This window comes from Paenibacillus sp. SAFN-117, assembly GCF_051966115.1.
Classification (GTDB): domain Bacteria; phylum Bacillota; class Bacilli; order Paenibacillales; family NBRC-103111; genus Paenibacillus_L; species Paenibacillus_L residui.
Genome location: NZ_JBQCLK010000015.1, coordinates 17,978 through 34,860 on the forward strand (window position 1 = coordinate 17,978; position 16,883 = coordinate 34,860).

At 51.1% G+C, this 16,883-nt stretch carries 15 protein-coding genes; 14 read left to right on the forward strand and 1 reads right to left on the reverse strand.

What is annotated here, in order from left to right; translation table 11 throughout:
- The first annotated feature begins 69 nt into the window (after nucleotides 1-69).
- The 13 genes from ACTHRH_RS11645 (at nucleotide 70) to ACTHRH_RS11705 (ending at nucleotide 14,764) form a co-directional block, all read left to right on the forward strand.
- Nucleotides 70-492 (forward strand): VOC family protein, encoded by a 423-nt coding sequence (locus ACTHRH_RS11645; RefSeq protein ID WP_144933439.1) that lies wholly within the window; start codon nucleotides 70-72, stop codon nucleotides 490-492.
- 166 nt (nucleotides 493-658) lie between these two features.
- On the forward strand, nucleotides 659-1,147 hold the full coding sequence (locus ACTHRH_RS11650; protein ID WP_144933440.1) for a GNAT family N-acetyltransferase: 489 nt from the start codon (nucleotides 659-661) through the stop codon (nucleotides 1,145-1,147).
- A 705-nt stretch (nucleotides 1,148-1,852) separates the two neighbouring features.
- Nucleotides 1,853-2,830: a Gfo/Idh/MocA family oxidoreductase gene (locus ACTHRH_RS11655; protein ID WP_144933441.1), complete on the forward strand. Its 978-nt coding sequence runs from the start codon at nucleotides 1,853-1,855 to the stop codon at nucleotides 2,828-2,830.
- A gap of 195 nt (nucleotides 2,831-3,025) precedes the next feature.
- Entirely contained in the window at nucleotides 3,026-3,865 is an 840-nt protein-coding gene (locus ACTHRH_RS11660) for an HpcH/HpaI aldolase family protein (RefSeq protein WP_144933442.1), read from the forward strand.
- Nucleotides 3,862-4,644 (forward strand): SDR family oxidoreductase, encoded by a 783-nt coding sequence (locus ACTHRH_RS11665; RefSeq protein ID WP_150959989.1) that lies wholly within the window; start codon nucleotides 3,862-3,864, stop codon nucleotides 4,642-4,644. Before ACTHRH_RS11660 ends, ACTHRH_RS11665 begins: the two co-directional genes overlap by 4 nt.
- Nucleotides 4,645-4,719: 75 nt before the next feature.
- Complete coding sequence (locus ACTHRH_RS11670; protein ID WP_150959988.1) at nucleotides 4,720-5,490, forward strand: SDR family oxidoreductase; 771 nt, start codon at nucleotides 4,720-4,722, stop codon at nucleotides 5,488-5,490.
- Between the two features lie 314 nt (nucleotides 5,491-5,804).
- On the forward strand, nucleotides 5,805-7,814 hold the full coding sequence (locus ACTHRH_RS11675; RefSeq protein ID WP_191964362.1) for an exo-alpha-sialidase: 2,010 nt from the start codon (nucleotides 5,805-5,807) through the stop codon (nucleotides 7,812-7,814).
- Nucleotides 7,815-8,046: 232 nt separating this feature from the next.
- The gene (locus ACTHRH_RS11680) at nucleotides 8,047-8,985 is read left to right on the forward strand and encodes an aldo/keto reductase (RefSeq protein WP_144933446.1); all 939 of its coding nucleotides are present in this window, start codon (nucleotides 8,047-8,049) and stop codon (nucleotides 8,983-8,985) included.
- 192 nt (nucleotides 8,986-9,177) lie between these two features.
- Nucleotides 9,178-9,972 (forward strand): IclR family transcriptional regulator, encoded by a 795-nt coding sequence (locus tag ACTHRH_RS11685; protein ID WP_144933447.1) that lies wholly within the window; start codon nucleotides 9,178-9,180, stop codon nucleotides 9,970-9,972.
- A 596-nt stretch (nucleotides 9,973-10,568) separates the two neighbouring features.
- A complete protein-coding gene (locus tag ACTHRH_RS11690) occupies nucleotides 10,569-11,948 on the forward strand; it encodes an ABC transporter substrate-binding protein (RefSeq protein WP_186328203.1) in 1,380 nt (459 codons plus the stop codon).
- 100 nt (nucleotides 11,949-12,048) lie between these two features.
- On the forward strand, nucleotides 12,049-12,921 hold the full coding sequence (locus tag ACTHRH_RS11695) for a carbohydrate ABC transporter permease (RefSeq protein ID WP_191964361.1): 873 nt from the start codon (nucleotides 12,049-12,051) through the stop codon (nucleotides 12,919-12,921).
- A gap of 41 nt (nucleotides 12,922-12,962) precedes the next feature.
- Complete coding sequence (locus tag ACTHRH_RS11700; protein ID WP_144933450.1) at nucleotides 12,963-13,808, forward strand: carbohydrate ABC transporter permease; 846 nt, start codon at nucleotides 12,963-12,965, stop codon at nucleotides 13,806-13,808.
- 89 nt (nucleotides 13,809-13,897) lie between these two features.
- A complete protein-coding gene (locus ACTHRH_RS11705; protein ID WP_144933511.1) occupies nucleotides 13,898-14,764 on the forward strand; it encodes an SMP-30/gluconolactonase/LRE family protein in 867 nt (288 codons plus the stop codon).
- A 275-nt stretch (nucleotides 14,765-15,039) separates the two neighbouring features.
- Here the strand turns inward: ACTHRH_RS11705 and ACTHRH_RS11710 are convergent, their stop codons facing one another.
- Nucleotides 15,040-15,459 carry a hypothetical protein gene (locus ACTHRH_RS11710; RefSeq protein WP_144933452.1) on the reverse strand — a complete coding sequence of 140 codons (420 nt, stop codon included), beginning with the start codon at nucleotides 15,457-15,459 and terminating at the stop codon, nucleotides 15,040-15,042.
- Between the two features lie 214 nt (nucleotides 15,460-15,673).
- Here ACTHRH_RS11710 and ACTHRH_RS11715 point away from each other — a divergent pair, with 214 nt between their 5' ends.
- A complete protein-coding gene (locus ACTHRH_RS11715) occupies nucleotides 15,674-16,801 on the forward strand; it encodes a glycoside hydrolase family 88 protein (protein WP_150959985.1) in 1,128 nt (375 codons plus the stop codon).
- The last annotated feature ends 82 nt before the right edge of the window (nucleotides 16,802-16,883 follow it).

The following is a 16,883-nucleotide window of genomic DNA, read 5'->3' on the forward strand; positions in this document are numbered from 1 at the left end:
ACAATGATTATGGACCTAAATATGCGATGATTTGCTGAAAAGATTAAACATCGACACAGGAGGAGAATAATGAAGCCTCGAATTTCCGTACTCACATTAGGCGTGGACGATTTGGAAAGATCATTAAAATTCTATCGGGATGGACTGGGCCTGCCGACCCAAGGGATCATAGGCAAAGAGTTTGAACACGGGGCGGTCGCCTTTTTCGACTTGCAGGCCGGTGTCAAACTGGCCATCTGGAACCGCCGTGATCTCGCCCATGAGGCGAAGGTCCCTCTGGGATCGCCGAGCCCGACGGAAATGACCATCGGCCATAATGTAGGCAGCAAGGAAGAAGTGGACAGAATTATGGAACAAGCCCGGAATGCAGGGGCTGTCATTACGGATCCCGCGCATGACGCTTTCTGGGGCGGGTACTCGGGACACTTCCAGGACCCCGATGGCCATTTATGGGAAATCGTCTGGAATCCTGCTTGGGAGATCGAGGATTGATCTATCGTCCCGCTCGCATAGGGCGGGAAAGAGCAGCCCAACTATAGGAAATAACACATAGGCAACAATACTCTCCAGACGATTGGTTGCAAACATCCATGCATGTATAATAGTAGCCAGAGGAACAAACGCATTATGCATAATGAAAAGAAGCGGAGAGGAAGAGATGAACCACTCGAGTCACGGCGGACCATACCATGTACGTCCATACCGTCAGGAAGATCGGGAAGCATGTATGGCTTTGTTTGAGAGCAATGTACCGAAATATTTTGCGCCCGAGGAGCTTAAAGATTTTGTTTCTGATCTGGATGATTTGAAGTGGCCGTATTTGGTCATGGAGGATGAGAACGGGAAGATTGTCGCCAGTGGCGGTTATGGCGCTATAGGAGAAGACGGGACCGTTGCCGCTCTCTGTTGGGGGATGGTCCGCCGGGATCTTCATCGATGCGGGCTGGGCAGGCGGCTTCTCGTCGAGCGATTGAAGAGGATCGCGGCGGAGCCGAAATTTACCAGAGTAACCATTGAAACGTCGCAGTACAGCCGCGGCTTTTTCGAACGTTTCGGGTTCGTCGCAAAGCGGGTTTGCCCGGATGGTTTTGCCCCGGGCTTGGATCTAGTAGAGATGGAGCTTGATCTTTCCCGGTTGAAATTATAGCTCGACTTTCGGTGCGAGATCGCATTAAACCTGAAAGTTGAGTATTAAGATCTTTGGGATAAGCTGCCGTGAAATTCAAAGATCATGTACGGTTACACAAAGTTGGATAACGATCCCAAATGGATCTTGTAGTACAGCATATCCAGGACTAAAGTAAAGTGCATCGTTTACTCCAGCCTATGCAGAACATTCGGATGATCCTCTTTAGCGAGAGAGAAAGCGGCCGTACCGATAATTCAGTAAAAATTACCGGCTTTCGCGGAAGCGCGAACGGCTGAGGGGTATATGGCCGAGGAATTCTTCTCTGCATGTCAAAATCGACTCTGGCGGCGGGCGGCTTTCGCTTGCCTTAACGGCGATGCAAAAAAAAGCGAGTGTTTGTGGGTACCCGACCACGAACCTCGCTCTTTTATTTTCCTTCTTCGATCATTAAACCGATTCCGCAGGCAAGTTCCCGCCATACACGTTGCGAGCGATAATTTTCGCCACTTCCGATTTATGGGCTAAATAAGCATCCGATTTGGTTTCGATAAAATCGGCTTTTCTCATTTACGTCTGTTCCTAACTATTATATAATGAGTTAAAGTCCTATATAGGTATAGCGTCTCTATATATGAGACGAACAAGATTCTCCTTTTCAGAATTCCATTAAATAAGAGCGAACGAGTCAAGACTTTTCAGAGAACTAAGAGTGGGGGATTGAATATGACCAACGCTTTGGTAAAGAGGGAAGTTATTCGTTTGGCGATGATCGGCATGGTTGATGGCAACGGGCATCCTTATTCCTGGAGCGCCATCTTCAATGGATACAATGAGAGGGCTATGCAGAACTGTCCTTATCCCGGCATTCCGGAGTATTTGGCTAAAGAGCCTAAGGAGAATTTGCGCATCAAGGGAGCTAAGGTGACTCATATTTGGACGGATTCGCCGGAAGATGCCCGGCTTGTCGCGGAGGCGTCCTTAATTCCCCATATTGCAAGCTATCCGGAGCAGGTTATTGGCCAGGTGGATGCGGTCATTATAGCAACCGACATAGGGGGAGAGCATGTGGAGCGGTGCCGGCCTTTCGTGGAGGCAGGTCTTCCCGTGTTCGTGGATAAGCCGCTGGTGGATAATGAAAGCGATTTAGCGATATTTGCCCAATGGGCGAGAGAGGGTAGGGCAATCCTGTCCTCCAGCAGTATGAGGTACAGCAAGGAATATATGCCTTATCGGCTGTCAACGGCAAATTTAGGGCAGCTGCGCTATGTAACGGTGGCTATGGCCAAGTCTTGGGAACGGTACGGTATCCATGCGCTGGAAGGAATTTATCCTATTGTGGGGCCGGGTTTCTTGACGGTGCGGAATACGGGCACCGAGGACAGGAACATCGTGCATCTTAAGCACCGGTGCGGGGCGGATATAGTGATTTCCGTTACAGCCGATATGTATGGAGCTTTCGGCCCCGTGCTTCTGTGCGGTACATCGGGGCATGCGTATGTTTCCTTTCAAGATACTTTCTATTCGTTCAAAGCCCAGCTTCAAGCTTTTATCGATTATTTGCGCACAGGCGAAAGGCCCTTTCCGTTTGCGGAGACAGCTGAATTGATGAAGCTTGTCATAGCGGGAATCCGAAGCCGCGAACAGCAGGGAGCGGAAATTGCGGTGAAGGATATAGCACCTTCCCTTGCTGGGTTAGAATGATAGAACTGCTTAATTCTGTCAGGGAATCAGGTTGTCGGCCGGGCAGCCGTTGACAGATCAACCGCCTGTTTGCCGTTGACGATCCGTCGAACGTTAGCCTGTGACGGATCAGCTTACCGTTTAGCTGGAGTTCTAGGCCCCTCAGTTAATACTTTGCTGCCAGCCATAACAACTCAATAATCAGGAGGAACCGCTATGTCCGTAAGAAAGTACGCAATGCGGCCTAGTAGAGTACTGAGAAAGCTGCATGCAGGAGAAGTAGCTTATTGCACCAAACTTAATCTGGCCGATTCCCGTTCGGCGGAAATAGCCGCTATGTCGGGCTTTGATTGTATCTGGACCGATATGGAGCATGTGCCCAATGACTGGTCTGCGGTAGAAAAGCAAATTTTGGCCGCCAAGGCTTACGATGCGGATACGATTGTCCGAGTTGCACGCGGAAGCTACAGCGACTATATCCGCCCGCTGGAAATGGACGCGGCCGGCATTATGGTGCCGCATATTATGAGCCTGGAGGACGCGCAGCGGGTGGTCCGCAGCACGAAATTCCATCCGCTTGGCATGAGGCCGGTCGACGGGGGCAACTCGGATGGAGCATACTGCAACGTGGACTTTAACGATTACATCAAGCAGGCGAATGAAGAACGCTTTTTGATTCTGCAGATTGAAGATGTGGAGCCGTTGGATGAGCTGGAGCAGATCGTTGCTTTGCCCGGGGTTAATATGATCTTTTTCGGTCCGGGCGATTTCAGCCAATCGATCGGGGCTCCCGGCCGGATGGATCATCCCCTGCTGTTGGAAACGCGGAAGCGGATAGCCGATCTTGCCAACAAATACGGGAAGTTCGCAGGCACCGTAGGGACCGTGGACAACCGCGAGGAGCTGATCGGGCTTGGTTACAGGTTCATCAGTATTGGGGCGGATGTAGTCGCTTTAAGCCAGTATTACAATGCCATTATGAAGCGGCTGTTGTCCTCTTGCGGAAGACCGGCAGACAGCATTTACTCGGAAAGCTCGAAGGAGGGAACAACATGAACGTTATGTCATCTTTTTCACTCGAGGGTAAAGTAGCTGTTGTAAGCGGAGGCAGCGGTTTGTATGGGCGGCAAATCGCCTCCGCGCTCGCTCAGGCGGGGGCGATTACCCAGGTGACTTCCCGCAATGGCGACAAGCTCGCCGAGATCGAGGCAGACTTCGCCGCTAGAGGGGTGCAGGTTACCGCCCGCCAGCTGGACCAGGCCGAGGAGCCGTCTATTCTGGCTCTAAGGGACACGCTGCTGGACGAATACGGACGCATCGATATCCTCGTCAACAATGCGGTGCTGCGTACGATGGGCTCTTGGCAGGACCCCTTGGAGACGTTCACCAAGAGCATGGAGGTTAACGCAGCGGGATTATTTGCAATGACCCGCGCTTTTGGTGATGTGATGGCCCGACAGGGAGGGGGATCTATTATTAATGTAGGTTCTATCCAAGGCATGGTGGGGCCTGACGCCGAAATATACCGCGATGTCGAATTCCACGGCTTTGTTCCCGACTACTTCTTTCATAAAGGCGGCATGATTAATTTTACCCGCTTTACGGCCAGCTATTATGGAAAGAGCGGGGTGCGCTGCAACTGCATTAGCCCGGGAGGAATGGCCTCCGAGCGTACGCCTCCGGCTTTTATTGAAAGCTACAGCAGACGGACCTTCCTCGGGAGGATGGCGGGGGAAAGCGATCTGATGGGCAGCATCGTTTTTTTGGCATCGGATGCTTCGGCTTATATCACCGGGGTCAACCTTCCCGTAGACGGCGGCTACACCGCCAAATAGCGGGTTTGGATTGCATAAGCTCAGCCCGGTAAGGTAACGACCGGCATGGATTTGATAATCGAGGAGGCTCGAAGAATGTACAGTTGCTTGTTTTCCATGGAAAACAGAACCGTTGTCGTAACCGGAGGAAGCGGTTATTTAGGTCGAGAAATCGTTCGTGCCATGTCTGATTTTGGCGCTGCGGTTGTATCGGCTGATTTGCAGCCCGCAGAGCATACGGGAGAGAGAATCGTAAGTGCGGTTTGTGATGTCTCTGATACCGAATCGATCCGCCGCCTGTTCAACGAAGCTAGGGAAACGTTCGGCCGCATCGATGTCTTGATCAACTGCGCCACTTACGGGGCCGGCTACGGGCCGCTGGGCACCGTGGAGCAGATGTCCGACGAGGATTGGGCGTACGGATTGGACGGGGCGGTGGGTACCTGCTTCCGCTGTACCCGTGAAGCTGTGCCGCATTTGGAGGCTGCGGGGGGCGGAAGCATCGTCAATATCGCTTCCATGTATGGAATGGTTTCGCCCGACCCGTCCATCTACGGAACCAGCGGGGCGAACAACCCTGCCAATTACGGAGCCGGCAAAGCGGCCGTCATCCAGTTTACCCGTTATTGTGCGGCTCATCTGGCTGCGAAGGGCATCCGCGTGAATAGTGTTACCCCAGGACCGTTCCCGAATCCCAACATCCAGCAGGATGAAGCTTTTCTGACCCGTCTGAACAGCAAGACGATGCTTGGCCGAGTAGGACAGGCGCATGAAATCGTAGGAGCCGTACTCTACTTGGCATCCGGCGCCTCCAGCTTTGTAACCGGATCCAACATCGTAGTGGATGGCGGTTGGACCGCCTGGTAGCGTCTCGATTTCGTTGTTAGTTGTCCATTCGCAATTTTGGGATAGCAAGTAACTCCGTATTTGTTATTCACCAGCGCCCTCATTTTAGAGAATAATGCATTTGCTTTACTTATGTTCACATGCACTACTTGCATCTGTCACCGGACAGCTTGTCTTTCGAAGGGGGGTGGGGACGAGCCGACAGGGAATAAATGAACTTGATTCATTAACGGATAAATAGAAGCGATTTCGGAGCGGAGTCATCGGAACCTGCTGAATGGAAGCCCTACGCTATGGTGTCAAGGAATGCCAAATCTAATTCGGAGGATGCTCATATGAGAAAATTACCGATGATCATGCTGATGAGCTTGCTAATGTTGATGATTCCCTTGGCCGCATTGGCAGCCGTACCAAATCCGTCAGAGCCGGATGTGATTGTAGCGGCAAAGACGGCTGATGGTTACAATACCTATTTTCCTTCTATGGAGCAATTGCCGTCCGGCAAGCTTGTTGTAGTCTACTACAGTGCAACCGCACATCAAGGCACGAATGGCAGAATTGCTATGGTAGAGAGCACGGATGAAGGACTGACCTGGTCTCAACCGCGGATCATCATGGATACGCCTGAAGATGACCGCGATCCTTCCATTACCCTGTTGTCTGACGGAACGCTGCTTCTGAACTGGTTCAAACCTGATAACGGAGTCAATCAAGTATACGTATCCCGAAGCACGGATGAGGGCTTGACCTGGAGCGCGCCGACCAAGGTGCAAACGAATCTGATAAACGCTGCAGTTTCTTCCAAAATGGTTGAATTGGATACCGGAGAGCTCCTGCTGCCTATCTATGGCTCTTACGCCTCCGATCAAGGGGTTAGCCGATCGGTAGTTGTTCGCAGCTCGGACGGTGGCTTGACCTGGAATCCGTCGTTGGAAGCGACGATGGCCGAGCCGATACCCTTGCCTCAGCCGAATCTGTTTCCAGCTATCGGGTTTGTTGAACCGGTTATTGCCGATTTGGGCGGCGGGCACCTGATAAGCATGCACCGAACTTATTCAGACAGCGACAATGGGATTGCCTGGGAATCGGAGTCTTTTGATAACGGGCACACTTGGAGTGCCGCGGTCAGAACCACGATGTACGCCCACTGCTCGGATCTGCTTGTGCTCAGTAATGGTACTGTGCTTCATACGTGGGGAGACCGCAAATTTGACTTCAGCAGCGGAAGAGCTGTAGTAGGGCGGGTAATGGAGCCCGGAACCGATTGGGAGGACTGGGAGGATGCTCTAATTTATAAAAGCCCCGGCTCTACGGACATGGCTTATCCGAGTGCGGTTGAGCTTTCCGATGGGCGGATCTTTATTGTCTTCTACGATGCTCATTCCACCAAGGGCTTCATAGGCGGAAAGTATTTTAACCCGGAGGATGTAACGGTTGAGAAACGTACCGACCGTATGGAGCTGCTTGCCATGTATAATAGCGGAAGCCTGCAGATTGATACCAATATGACTTATGAGGATCCGGGTACTCCTAGCCGCGTGAATGTCAAACCAACAGGAGCCATTGATGGGGTGGCTAGCTTGAATTATGCTGCCTGGGGAAGCGTCCCCATGCCGCCGGAATCCTATTACTACACTCTTATTTTACCGAAAACTTACAAACTTAACGCTATCGGGATCAACTTGAAACCGCAAGCCGGAAGACCGGAGAGCGCGGTTGTCGAATATAAAGATGCGCAGGGTCAATGGCATTCCTTGTTTTCTTACACCGACGTTGTTCATGAGCAGGGGATTCTTGATATCCATGAATATGATCCGGGGCTTCTGGCCAAGGAAGTTAGGGTAAGAATTACGAAAGCGTCCGGGCAAGCGGTTCTGAGCGAAATAGCTTTGTACGGTGAGCCTGCGTTATCCCAGATCGATCTGCTGTCGCTATACAATAACGGCCAAATTCAAATTGATACCGATATGACTTATACATCGGGCAGGGTGGGCATTACCGGACCGCTGGACGGCAGTCTGGATTATTGGGATTCCGCCACGCGAAATTCACCTACACCGCCACCGGCATACTATACCGTTGAATTGGATACTGTGAGGGAGCTTAGTGCCATCGGGGTCAATTTGAAGCCCAGAGAGTATGCGGAGGACGCTATCGTATCTCTATCCGTAGACGGTACGACATGGACACCGGTCATTTCCTACACCGGGGCCAGGCACAACAGCGACAGTATGGAAATCCATCATTTCGACACTGTTCAAGCGGCCAAGTACGTTAAGGTGGAAATAACAAGATCCGAGGGCTGGCCTCAGCTGAACGAATTGAGGCTTTATGAAGAATACTAACACTCCTTGTAAAGATTCGTAGTTATACAACTATGGGGCAGGGGAAGAGGAGTTCCCCGTTAGGCCGGCTTTTATATAAACCATGAATAGGCTGCCTCTAATCGTCCTCTAGTCAGACAGGGCCATTGCCCCCCTAAATATTTAGGAAGACAATGGCCCTGCATTTTGTGTGGCAAAAAGACAGCGAATTTCTAGCTCGACGGTTGTTGAGTGAAGCGTAGAGGGGAGCATAATGATGAGACCAACTGCTGAACGGAAGATATCGAAGCTTACTTTGGGTACGGTGCAATTGGGGATTCCATATGGCATTAACAACCGGGAAGGCATGCTTACGGAGGAACAGGGGCTGCGGCTTCTGGAGCTGGCCTGGAGCGAGGGCATAACTTCATTCGATACTGCTGCGGGGTACGGCCGCGCGGAAGCGCTGCTTGGCCGGTTCAGCCGAGGCAAGAGTCCCTTCATTATTACCAAGCTGAAGACGGGAGTCGGCGGGAGGATTGATCCCGATAAGCTGGAGCAGAACATGCGTAAGGAGGCCATCGATTCCTTGAAACTGCTGGGTGTGTCCTCCATTCCGCTGTTAATGCTGCATAATACCGATGTTTTGAAGGAGCATGGGGACGCTATTGAGGCCGGCTTGCGATCCCTGCGTAAGGAAGGCTTAATCGAGCGTGCCGGCATTTCCGTTGCATATAACACCGAGGAAGAGTATTCGCTGATCGGCAGCCGTTTGCTTAACGATCTTTATGAAGCGGTCCAGCTGCCTATGAATTTGCTTGACCACCGCCCCTTGCGCAATGGCTGGCTGCGGAAACTGAAGGAGAGGGGAAAGCTGGTGTTTGTGCGCAGTGTTTTCCTGCAGGGTCTTATCCTTATGCAGCCGAATGAGCTTGGGAAAACGATGGCCAAGGCAAAGTCGCCGTTGATGGAGCTTCACGACCTGGCCGGGAAGTACAGGTTTCCGCTGCCCCAGATGGCGGTTTCGTTCGTCAGGGATTGCGGCAGCGCAGACAGCCTCATTATTGGTGCGGAAACAGAGGGGCAGATTAGGGAGAACCTGCGGCTGATGGCCGGACCGCCATTGCCTGAAGAGCTTAGGGAAGAGATCTTGAACCGTTTTGCAAATATAGATGATGCAGTCATCACCCCCCATTTGTGGGCGCCCCGCTAACATATAAAACTCGCCACTGTCGAAGAAACGAGACAGCGTATTTCTTTTTTTCTTTGGTTTGTGTATACTTTTATTAACCGTTTCTGCGGATTTTTATTGTATGTCATGAAGCTATTGTATATTGCACAGCTTTCACTACACTGGGGCCTTACTGAACTTATATTTAAATACAGCGGGAGCAGGTGACTTGTCATGAGTGACTCATCCATCAAATCGAAAGATTCCCCCTATTTCCTGATCCAGTCCGTGGACAGGTCGTTGACAATTCTGCAAAGCTTTATAGAGGAAAGGCGCCCTATGGGGGTAACGGAAATCGCCAAGCGGCTCGGGCTGCACAAGAGCGTCGTTCACCGTTTAATGCTGACCCTGCAGGCACATGGTTATTTGGAACAGGTTCGGGATACCGACAAATATATGGTAGGCCCGAAGGCATTTGAGCTCGGCTCCGTATTTACAGGCTCCACTTCCCTGGTAGATGAGGGCAAGCAGATACTAATGCAGGTGGTCGAGGAAATAGGCATGACTGCGCACCTGGCCATCCTTGACAGAGACTCCGTGCTGTATATGGTGAACGTGGAACCGGATCACTTCAAGTATTTATTTGGAGCCGTCGGACAAAGGAAGCAGATCTATAATACCGCCTTGGGTAAATCCTTGACTGCCTGGCTGCCGGAGGAAAAGACCAGGAAGCTGTTGGAAAACTGCAGCTTCGAGAAGCTGACAAGCACTACGATCGGATCGGTAGAGGAGTACTTGGAAGAGCTGGAGAGGGTAAGACAGAACGGTTATGCGATTGATAACGAGGAAGCGGTAGTGGGTGTGAGATGCGCATCCGCACCGGTATGTGACCGTGGAGGCGATGTCATTGCGGCAATCAGCGTCAGCGGCTATAACGTCTCGTATGAGCAGATCCATGAAATCGGGATCAAAATTAAGGGCCTCGCCGCACAATTGTCCCGCAGGCTGGGGTATTTTGGAGCAAGATAGGAATTGCAGCACCACAAGGATATGAACAACAAGCCGGAGTTCCCACAAGGAACCCGGCTTTTTTTCTAAATATAAGAAAGTATAAGCTTTAAGAGCTTATTCAGGTCATCCACCGGATTATGTAAAAGACAATCAATACAGCAGGTCTTTTTTGGAAAAAGACGCACGATGCCTAATTCTAGAGCGATAGTGCAGGTCTTTTTTGGAAAAAATCGCGAAATGCCTAATTCTAAAACGATAATGCAGGTCTTTGGAGCGATTTTTGCGGAATGGCCCCATTTTGTCAAAAAGACCTGCACATTTGAGCGTCCTTCGCTCTTTTTTGGGGAAAGGGGCGGATTTTAATGCACTTTTGCTCGTCTTTACGACTTCCTTACCGACCCGGATGCGGCATGAAGGCGATTTCATTCCGTGCTTGACACTAATTAGGGTCTATAATAGAATATAAGTAATAAAAGAGACTATGTCTCTCATTGTGATACGAACGACAATGGCATCTTTAGTCCTCCAACAACGGATCGGCCCGGTGTTCCTTTTATAGCTGCAGGTTCGCCTGTTTCTATACATTAATTATTATGACTTTTGGGGGGAGATGGATGAGAAGGTTTCGCCTACCGATTATGAGCGGACTGCTCGCGATCTTATTAATGGCCACGGCTTGCTCCGGTCAGCAGGGAAAGGGCACCGGATCAGAGGGGAATGCCGGGGGAGATGGGGACTCCAAAGAAAAGCCGGTCACAATCACTTATTGGATTGACCCGCGTTTCCAATTAATTGAGGGAATGGAAGATGAGACTAAAAATTACGGCGACTACGAGAAGATTCAAGCGCAAAAATTTATGGATCTTCACCCTCACGTAACCATCGATATTCAAACGCTTACATGGGATGATCTTCCAAAGAAAGTGCCTGTAGCTATTGCTGGCGGAACACCTCCGGATATTTTACGTGATTACCTTGGAAGAACTGCACAATACGCCTATGAAGGGGTGCTGGAGAATTTAGAAGACTTGCTGCCTAAGGAGGAGCTGGATGATTATATTCAGGATTACCTGGATTTGTATACCATCGATGGGCACCTTCATGCGCTCCCAGCCTATGCGTGGGCGGCAGGCCTTGTCGTCAACAAGGAATTATGGTCGAAGAAGGGCAAGGAGAATCTCCTGCCGACACCTGAAAACCCTTACTGGACGATAGAGCAGTTCGATGAGGCGATCCAAGCGATTGCCGAGAAGAATAAAGTCTTCCCTTATGCCGTACAGATTGCGGTTCCTCAGGGCGACCAAGGCATCCTGAACCTTCTCTGGGGCTTCGGAGCCAAGCTGTTCAAGGACGGCGATTACAGCAAGACAGCGTTAAACAGCCCGGAAGCTGTCAAGGCGCTGGAATATCTGGTCAAGCTGAACGATGAAGGCAAGCTGCAGCCGAGTGCCGTTACGACTCAAGCCGGGGAAATAGATACGCTGATGTGGCAGGGGCAGTTGGGCTCGGTTAGCGATACTTTGGCCGTCTGGGCGAGGCTGAATGCCGCCAAAGAAGAAGGCAAGACGAACGGGGAGCACGATCTGGTCATGGTCCACCAGCCTAATGACGAAGGAGTCAGCAATGGGGTTCCTGTAGGACCTACCGGATTCGCTGTATTCAAGCAAGATGACGAGTATAAATTGAAATGGGTTATCGAATTCCTGTTATACCTGAACAATACGGAGCATCAGCAGGTATATGCGAAGAGCGCTGGACAATTCCCGGTGAAGAAATCGGCCGGAGTCCCTATGAAGGATGACGCGAACTATAGGGTGCTGCAGAAAATCATTGAAGAACGAGGGCTGGAGGATATGGGCGTGACTCATCCGAAATATGCGGAATTCCGCGTTCTATTGCAGCCGGAAATTCAAGCGGTTCTATTAAAGCAGAAAACACCTGCTCAAGCGCTGGAGGATTATGAGCGGGCAGTCAATAAAATACTGGCGAAATAACATGGGGAAAAGTGTGGAATGCCTGGGTGAAGGGCATTCCTTACCCCTGTCTTAAGGTTTCGAGTGCTTAGGGGATAGAATAGGAAGGAGGGCATTAAGGTTGATCAGAAGAATCATACAGGCTAGATGGGCATATTTTTTTCTCCTTCCGGCTTACTTCTTTTTTGTCATCTTTACATTGTTGCCTTTAGTTCAAGGAGTAGGCTTCAGCTTATATGACGTTAAGCTGAACACAAGGAAATTCGTTGGACTGCAGCATTATGTTGCCCTCTATCATGACGACGCCTTCTGGAAAGCGTTAGTCAATACGCTGCTTATTACACTGGGCGTTGTTCCGGCCGTAGTCGTTATTTCTATCCTGGTAGCCGTAGTGGTTCATCCGTTAAACAAACATGTCCAGACCTTCTTCCGGATGTCTTTCTACATGCCAGTTGTAGCGAGCGGAGTAGTCCTCTCCATGGTTTGGCTTTGGATTTATAATCCCACTTACGGGCTTTTTAACTATTTAATCGGTCTGATAGGACTGGAGCCGGTTGCATGGCTGGGAACCCCCGGCAAAGCGCTCGTTTCGATTATTATAGTTGTTATTACCCTGGTGCTTGGCCAGCCTATCATTCTGTTTCTGGCTGCCTTAGGGGGAATCCCCCAAGATTTGCAGGAAGCGGCAATGATAGATGGGGCAAACAGCCGTCAGCGGTTTTTCCGGATTACGCTTCCTCTATTAAAGCCGACAACGCTGTTTGTTATGGTGACGCAGACGATAGCCGTTTTCCAGGTATTTGTCGTTATCATGCTCCTTACCAACGGAGGGCCGGCCAACGGGACGCAGACGATTGTTTACCGCATTTATCAGACGGCATTCGATTTTTTTAATTTCGGTTACGCCTCCGCGCTTGGTGTGGTTATGCTGGTCATTGTCAGCTTCCTGGCCTGGTTTAACTTCCGCTTGCTCGGACAGGACACGGAGTTTTGACTTCTGATAAGACCGCTGATGGAAAAGGAGGGCCCGTTAAGATGAATTACCGCAAAATGAGTGCGCCAGAAAAAGGCTGGAGTATATTGGGGTTGGCGGTCGTGATTGTTCTCGCCCTATTTTCCCTAATGCCGCTGTATTGGATGCTGACCGGCTCTTTTAAAATTTTGTCAGACACGATGAAGATACCTCCGGAATGGTTCCCGAAGTCACCGACGCTGGCCAACTATAATCAATTGTTTACAAATAATCCGGCCTTCCGCTGGTTGTTCAACAGCATTTTTGTTGCCGGCTGTGCGTCGATCGGGGCTATTCTTACCAGTACGACGGCGGGGTATGCTTTTGGCAAGAAGCAGTTTCCCGGGAAGAAGCAGTTGTTTTGGCTGATGCTGATCACGATGATGCTACCGCATCAGGTTCTGTTGATTCCGCTCTACCTGCTAATCGCCGACTTGAAATGGATCAACACTTATGCCGGTCTGATCGTACCGTTTATCGCTTATCCGTTCGGGGTATTTCTGGTTAAGCAGTTTATGCAGTCCGTGCCCAACGAGCTTCTGGAAGCGGCCCGGATCGATGGAGCGGGGGAAATCCGAACGTTTATCAGCATAGTGCTGCCAATAATTAAGCCGGCGATCGGCGCACTGGGGATTTTCTCGTTCGTGGCGGTATGGAACGAGTATTTATGGCAACTGGTCGTCACGGACAAGAGGGAAATGTTCACCCTGCCGCTTGCGGTATCGAAGCTGGCTTATGGGACGCAGAGCATTAATTTGGGGCTGGCAATGGCCGGGGCGACGGTCACTTTTATCCCTATGCTGCTGTTTTTCCTTGCTTTTCAGAGGTTTTTCGTCAAAGGAATTGCGGTAGGCGCCGTTAAAGGATAACGGTATTCCGGCTGAATCGGTGTGGCCCTTTAGAAAATACAAATTCAAGTTCAGAAGACCCCTACAAACTAACGAGGTGACGGACAGTGATAGAAACGATAGCTGGTATTCAAGCGGTTCTGGGGGAAGGGCCGACATGGGATGGACAGCGGGAAGTGCTGTATATGGTGGATATTATCGGGCAAACGATTTACGAATACGACCCGCATAGGGAGACGATACATAAGACCGCATTGAATCAGATGATCGGCGCACTCGTTCCTCGCCAGGCGGGCGGCCTGCTGCTGGCGCTTCAGCATGGGTTCCATACCTACGATCCGGATAGTGGAAAGCTGACGGCCATTCATGATCCCGAACAGCATCTGCCGGGCAACCGCTTTAACGACGGGAAATGTGATCCGGCGGGCAGATTCTGGGCCGGAACGATGTCGTTAACCGGGGAGAGCTTCCAGGGAGCCTTGTATCGCCTCGACGAAGACTGGAATGTATCGCGGATGGTGGAATCCGTATCCTGCTCCAACGGCTTGGCCTGGAGTCCGGACGGGGGCACTTTCTATTACATTGATACGCCAACGAGGGAGGTGGCTGCCTTTGACTATGAGGCGGCGACAGGAGCAATCAGCAGCAGACGGGTGGTCATCCGCTTGGAACAAGATCAGGGCTTGCCGGACGGTATGACGATTGACGAGGAAGGAATGCTTTGGATAGCTCATTGGGGCGGAGCCCGGGTGTCCAGATGGGACCCCGGAAGCGGCAGGCAGCTTGGACAGATTGAGCTTCCGGTTCCTTTGGTCACCTCCTGTACCTTTGGCGGCCCTAATTTGGATGAGTTGTATATAACTTCGGCACGAGTAGGCATGTCCGAGCAAGAGCTGGAGGAGTATCCGCTAGCGGGCAGCCTCTTCCGAACAAAGCCGGGAGTAAAAGGGATGCGAACGATTGCGTTTCAAGGATGAGAAGTTCTCAGTTAGTTAACCAACAATGCTTATATCTCCAGGAATGGTTAACCCAAGCTTTCTTGCCGTTCTCACGGCTCCTAACACTTTGTAAACATTTGCTGCGAAAATAATTGTAGGCGGTTTGGCAGGTCAAGCCATTGGCTGGTCCCTGCCCTCCCATTTCCTCCATCTCCTGAATGACTTTGTTCAGGGTACCCCGGTAAGAAGTCCCCCTTTATCAAAAATACATACCTAACGAAATAATGACATCTTTACGTTGTTCAAAGTTTATTTCATAAGTTCCCGCCGTAAACGCTGCGCTCGATAATATCCGCCACTTCCGATTTATGGGCCAGATACGCTTCCCGAGACAGGCTGCCGTTTGCTAGACGTGCGTCCAGTTGTTCGGTCAATTCGGCGATTTGCAGATCGATGACGTTCTGTACATCGGCATTGTTAGCGGCGGCGATGTCAGCCAGTGATTTGCCATCATATAACGAATAGTAGACTTCCTCATCCGACGCAGCGCCAAGCGCATGAAGCAAAGGATCTCGAACGGCGGCGTCTTGCTGTGTTCCGTCGCCGCCGGAGATTTTGCTTAGAATTTTATATTTATCGACGCATGCTGCAGCGCTTTTCTCCTCATTCCATACGATGCCAATGGCGATGGCGGCAGCCATCGTACAGACGATCACAATTCGTTTGGAACTCATAAGTAAAAATCCTCGTTTCCGGGGCCGTATTATGTAAGCACTTTTTCCCCTGGAATACTTCTACGGATAGGATTTGATTTGGTTTCGATAAAATAGGCGTTTTTGAAATAGGGTAAAAATATTGCACACTTCAGCTAAAATTTGAACCCGCACCGCTCTCCTTATTTCGCTAAAATGGGTAGAAAGCAATGTAAGAAAGCGAAGGGAGCTTGTTATGGTGTGGAAAAAAGCGATTGAAGACGCCGTCGCCAAGACGTTAAACAACATCGACCGGTTCGGGGACCGATTCCCCCATGTCAGCCAAAACGGGGTTTACCGGCAAATCGAGAACAACGATTGGACGAACGGATTTTGGTCCGGCATGCTCTGGCTTTGTTATGAATATACACAGGACGAACGTTATCGGGCGGCCGCGTCACGAACCGTCGATAGCTTTCGCCGACGTTTAATCAATCATGTCGTGCTTGATCATCATGACGTCGGATTTCTGTATTCCCTGTCGGCCAAAGCGCAATGGATTGTCGAGAAGGACGAGGAAGCGCGGCGGCTGGCCCTTCAGGCGGCCGATGTACTGATGAAGCGGTGGCGCGAGCCGGGCCGTTACATTCAAGCCTGGGGACCCGCGGGCGACCCGAAGGAAGGCGGCCGCATCATTATTGATTGCCTGTTGAATTTGCCGCTTCTGTACTGGGCAAGTGAGCAGACCGGCAACCCCCAATACAGGGAAGCGGCCGCGACCCAGGCGGACAAAAGCAGACGCTACCTGGTAAGAGGGGACGACAGTTCTTACCATACTTTCTTCTTTCGTCCGGAAACGGGAGAGCCGATCGGCGGGGCGACGCACCAGGGGTATACGAACGGCTCAACCTGGACGCGCGGCCAAGCCTGGGGGATATACGGCTTCGCGTTATCTTACCGGTATATGAAAGAGCCGCAATATCTGGAAACAGCCAAACGCATGGCCCGGTATTTCATCGAGCATCTGCCGGCAGACCATGTTGCGTACTGGGACTTTAACGTTCCCGTCACGCCCGACACCTATCGCGACAGCTCGGCATCCGCGATTGCGGCTGCGGGATTGCTGGAGCTGATTTCCCAATTGAATGTGCAGGACCCCGAGCGGGCTTATTTTCAGGAATGGCTCGTGAAATCGATGACCTCGCTGGTGCAGTGTTACTCGACGGTCGGAGAGGAAGCGGAAGGGCTGCTCAAGCGGGGCTCTTACCACGTTCGCGGCGGGCTGTCGCCCGATGATTTCATGATTTGGGGCGATTATTTCTATTTGGAGTCGCTCATGCGCCTGGAACGTGGAATCGGGGGCTACTGGTATGAACGCGATTAGCGGCGCAAGCTGTGAATAGGGCCTGCAGCCCATGCTGCGTTAAATAAGGAAAGTACCGGCCGCATCGAAAGGGTGCCGACGT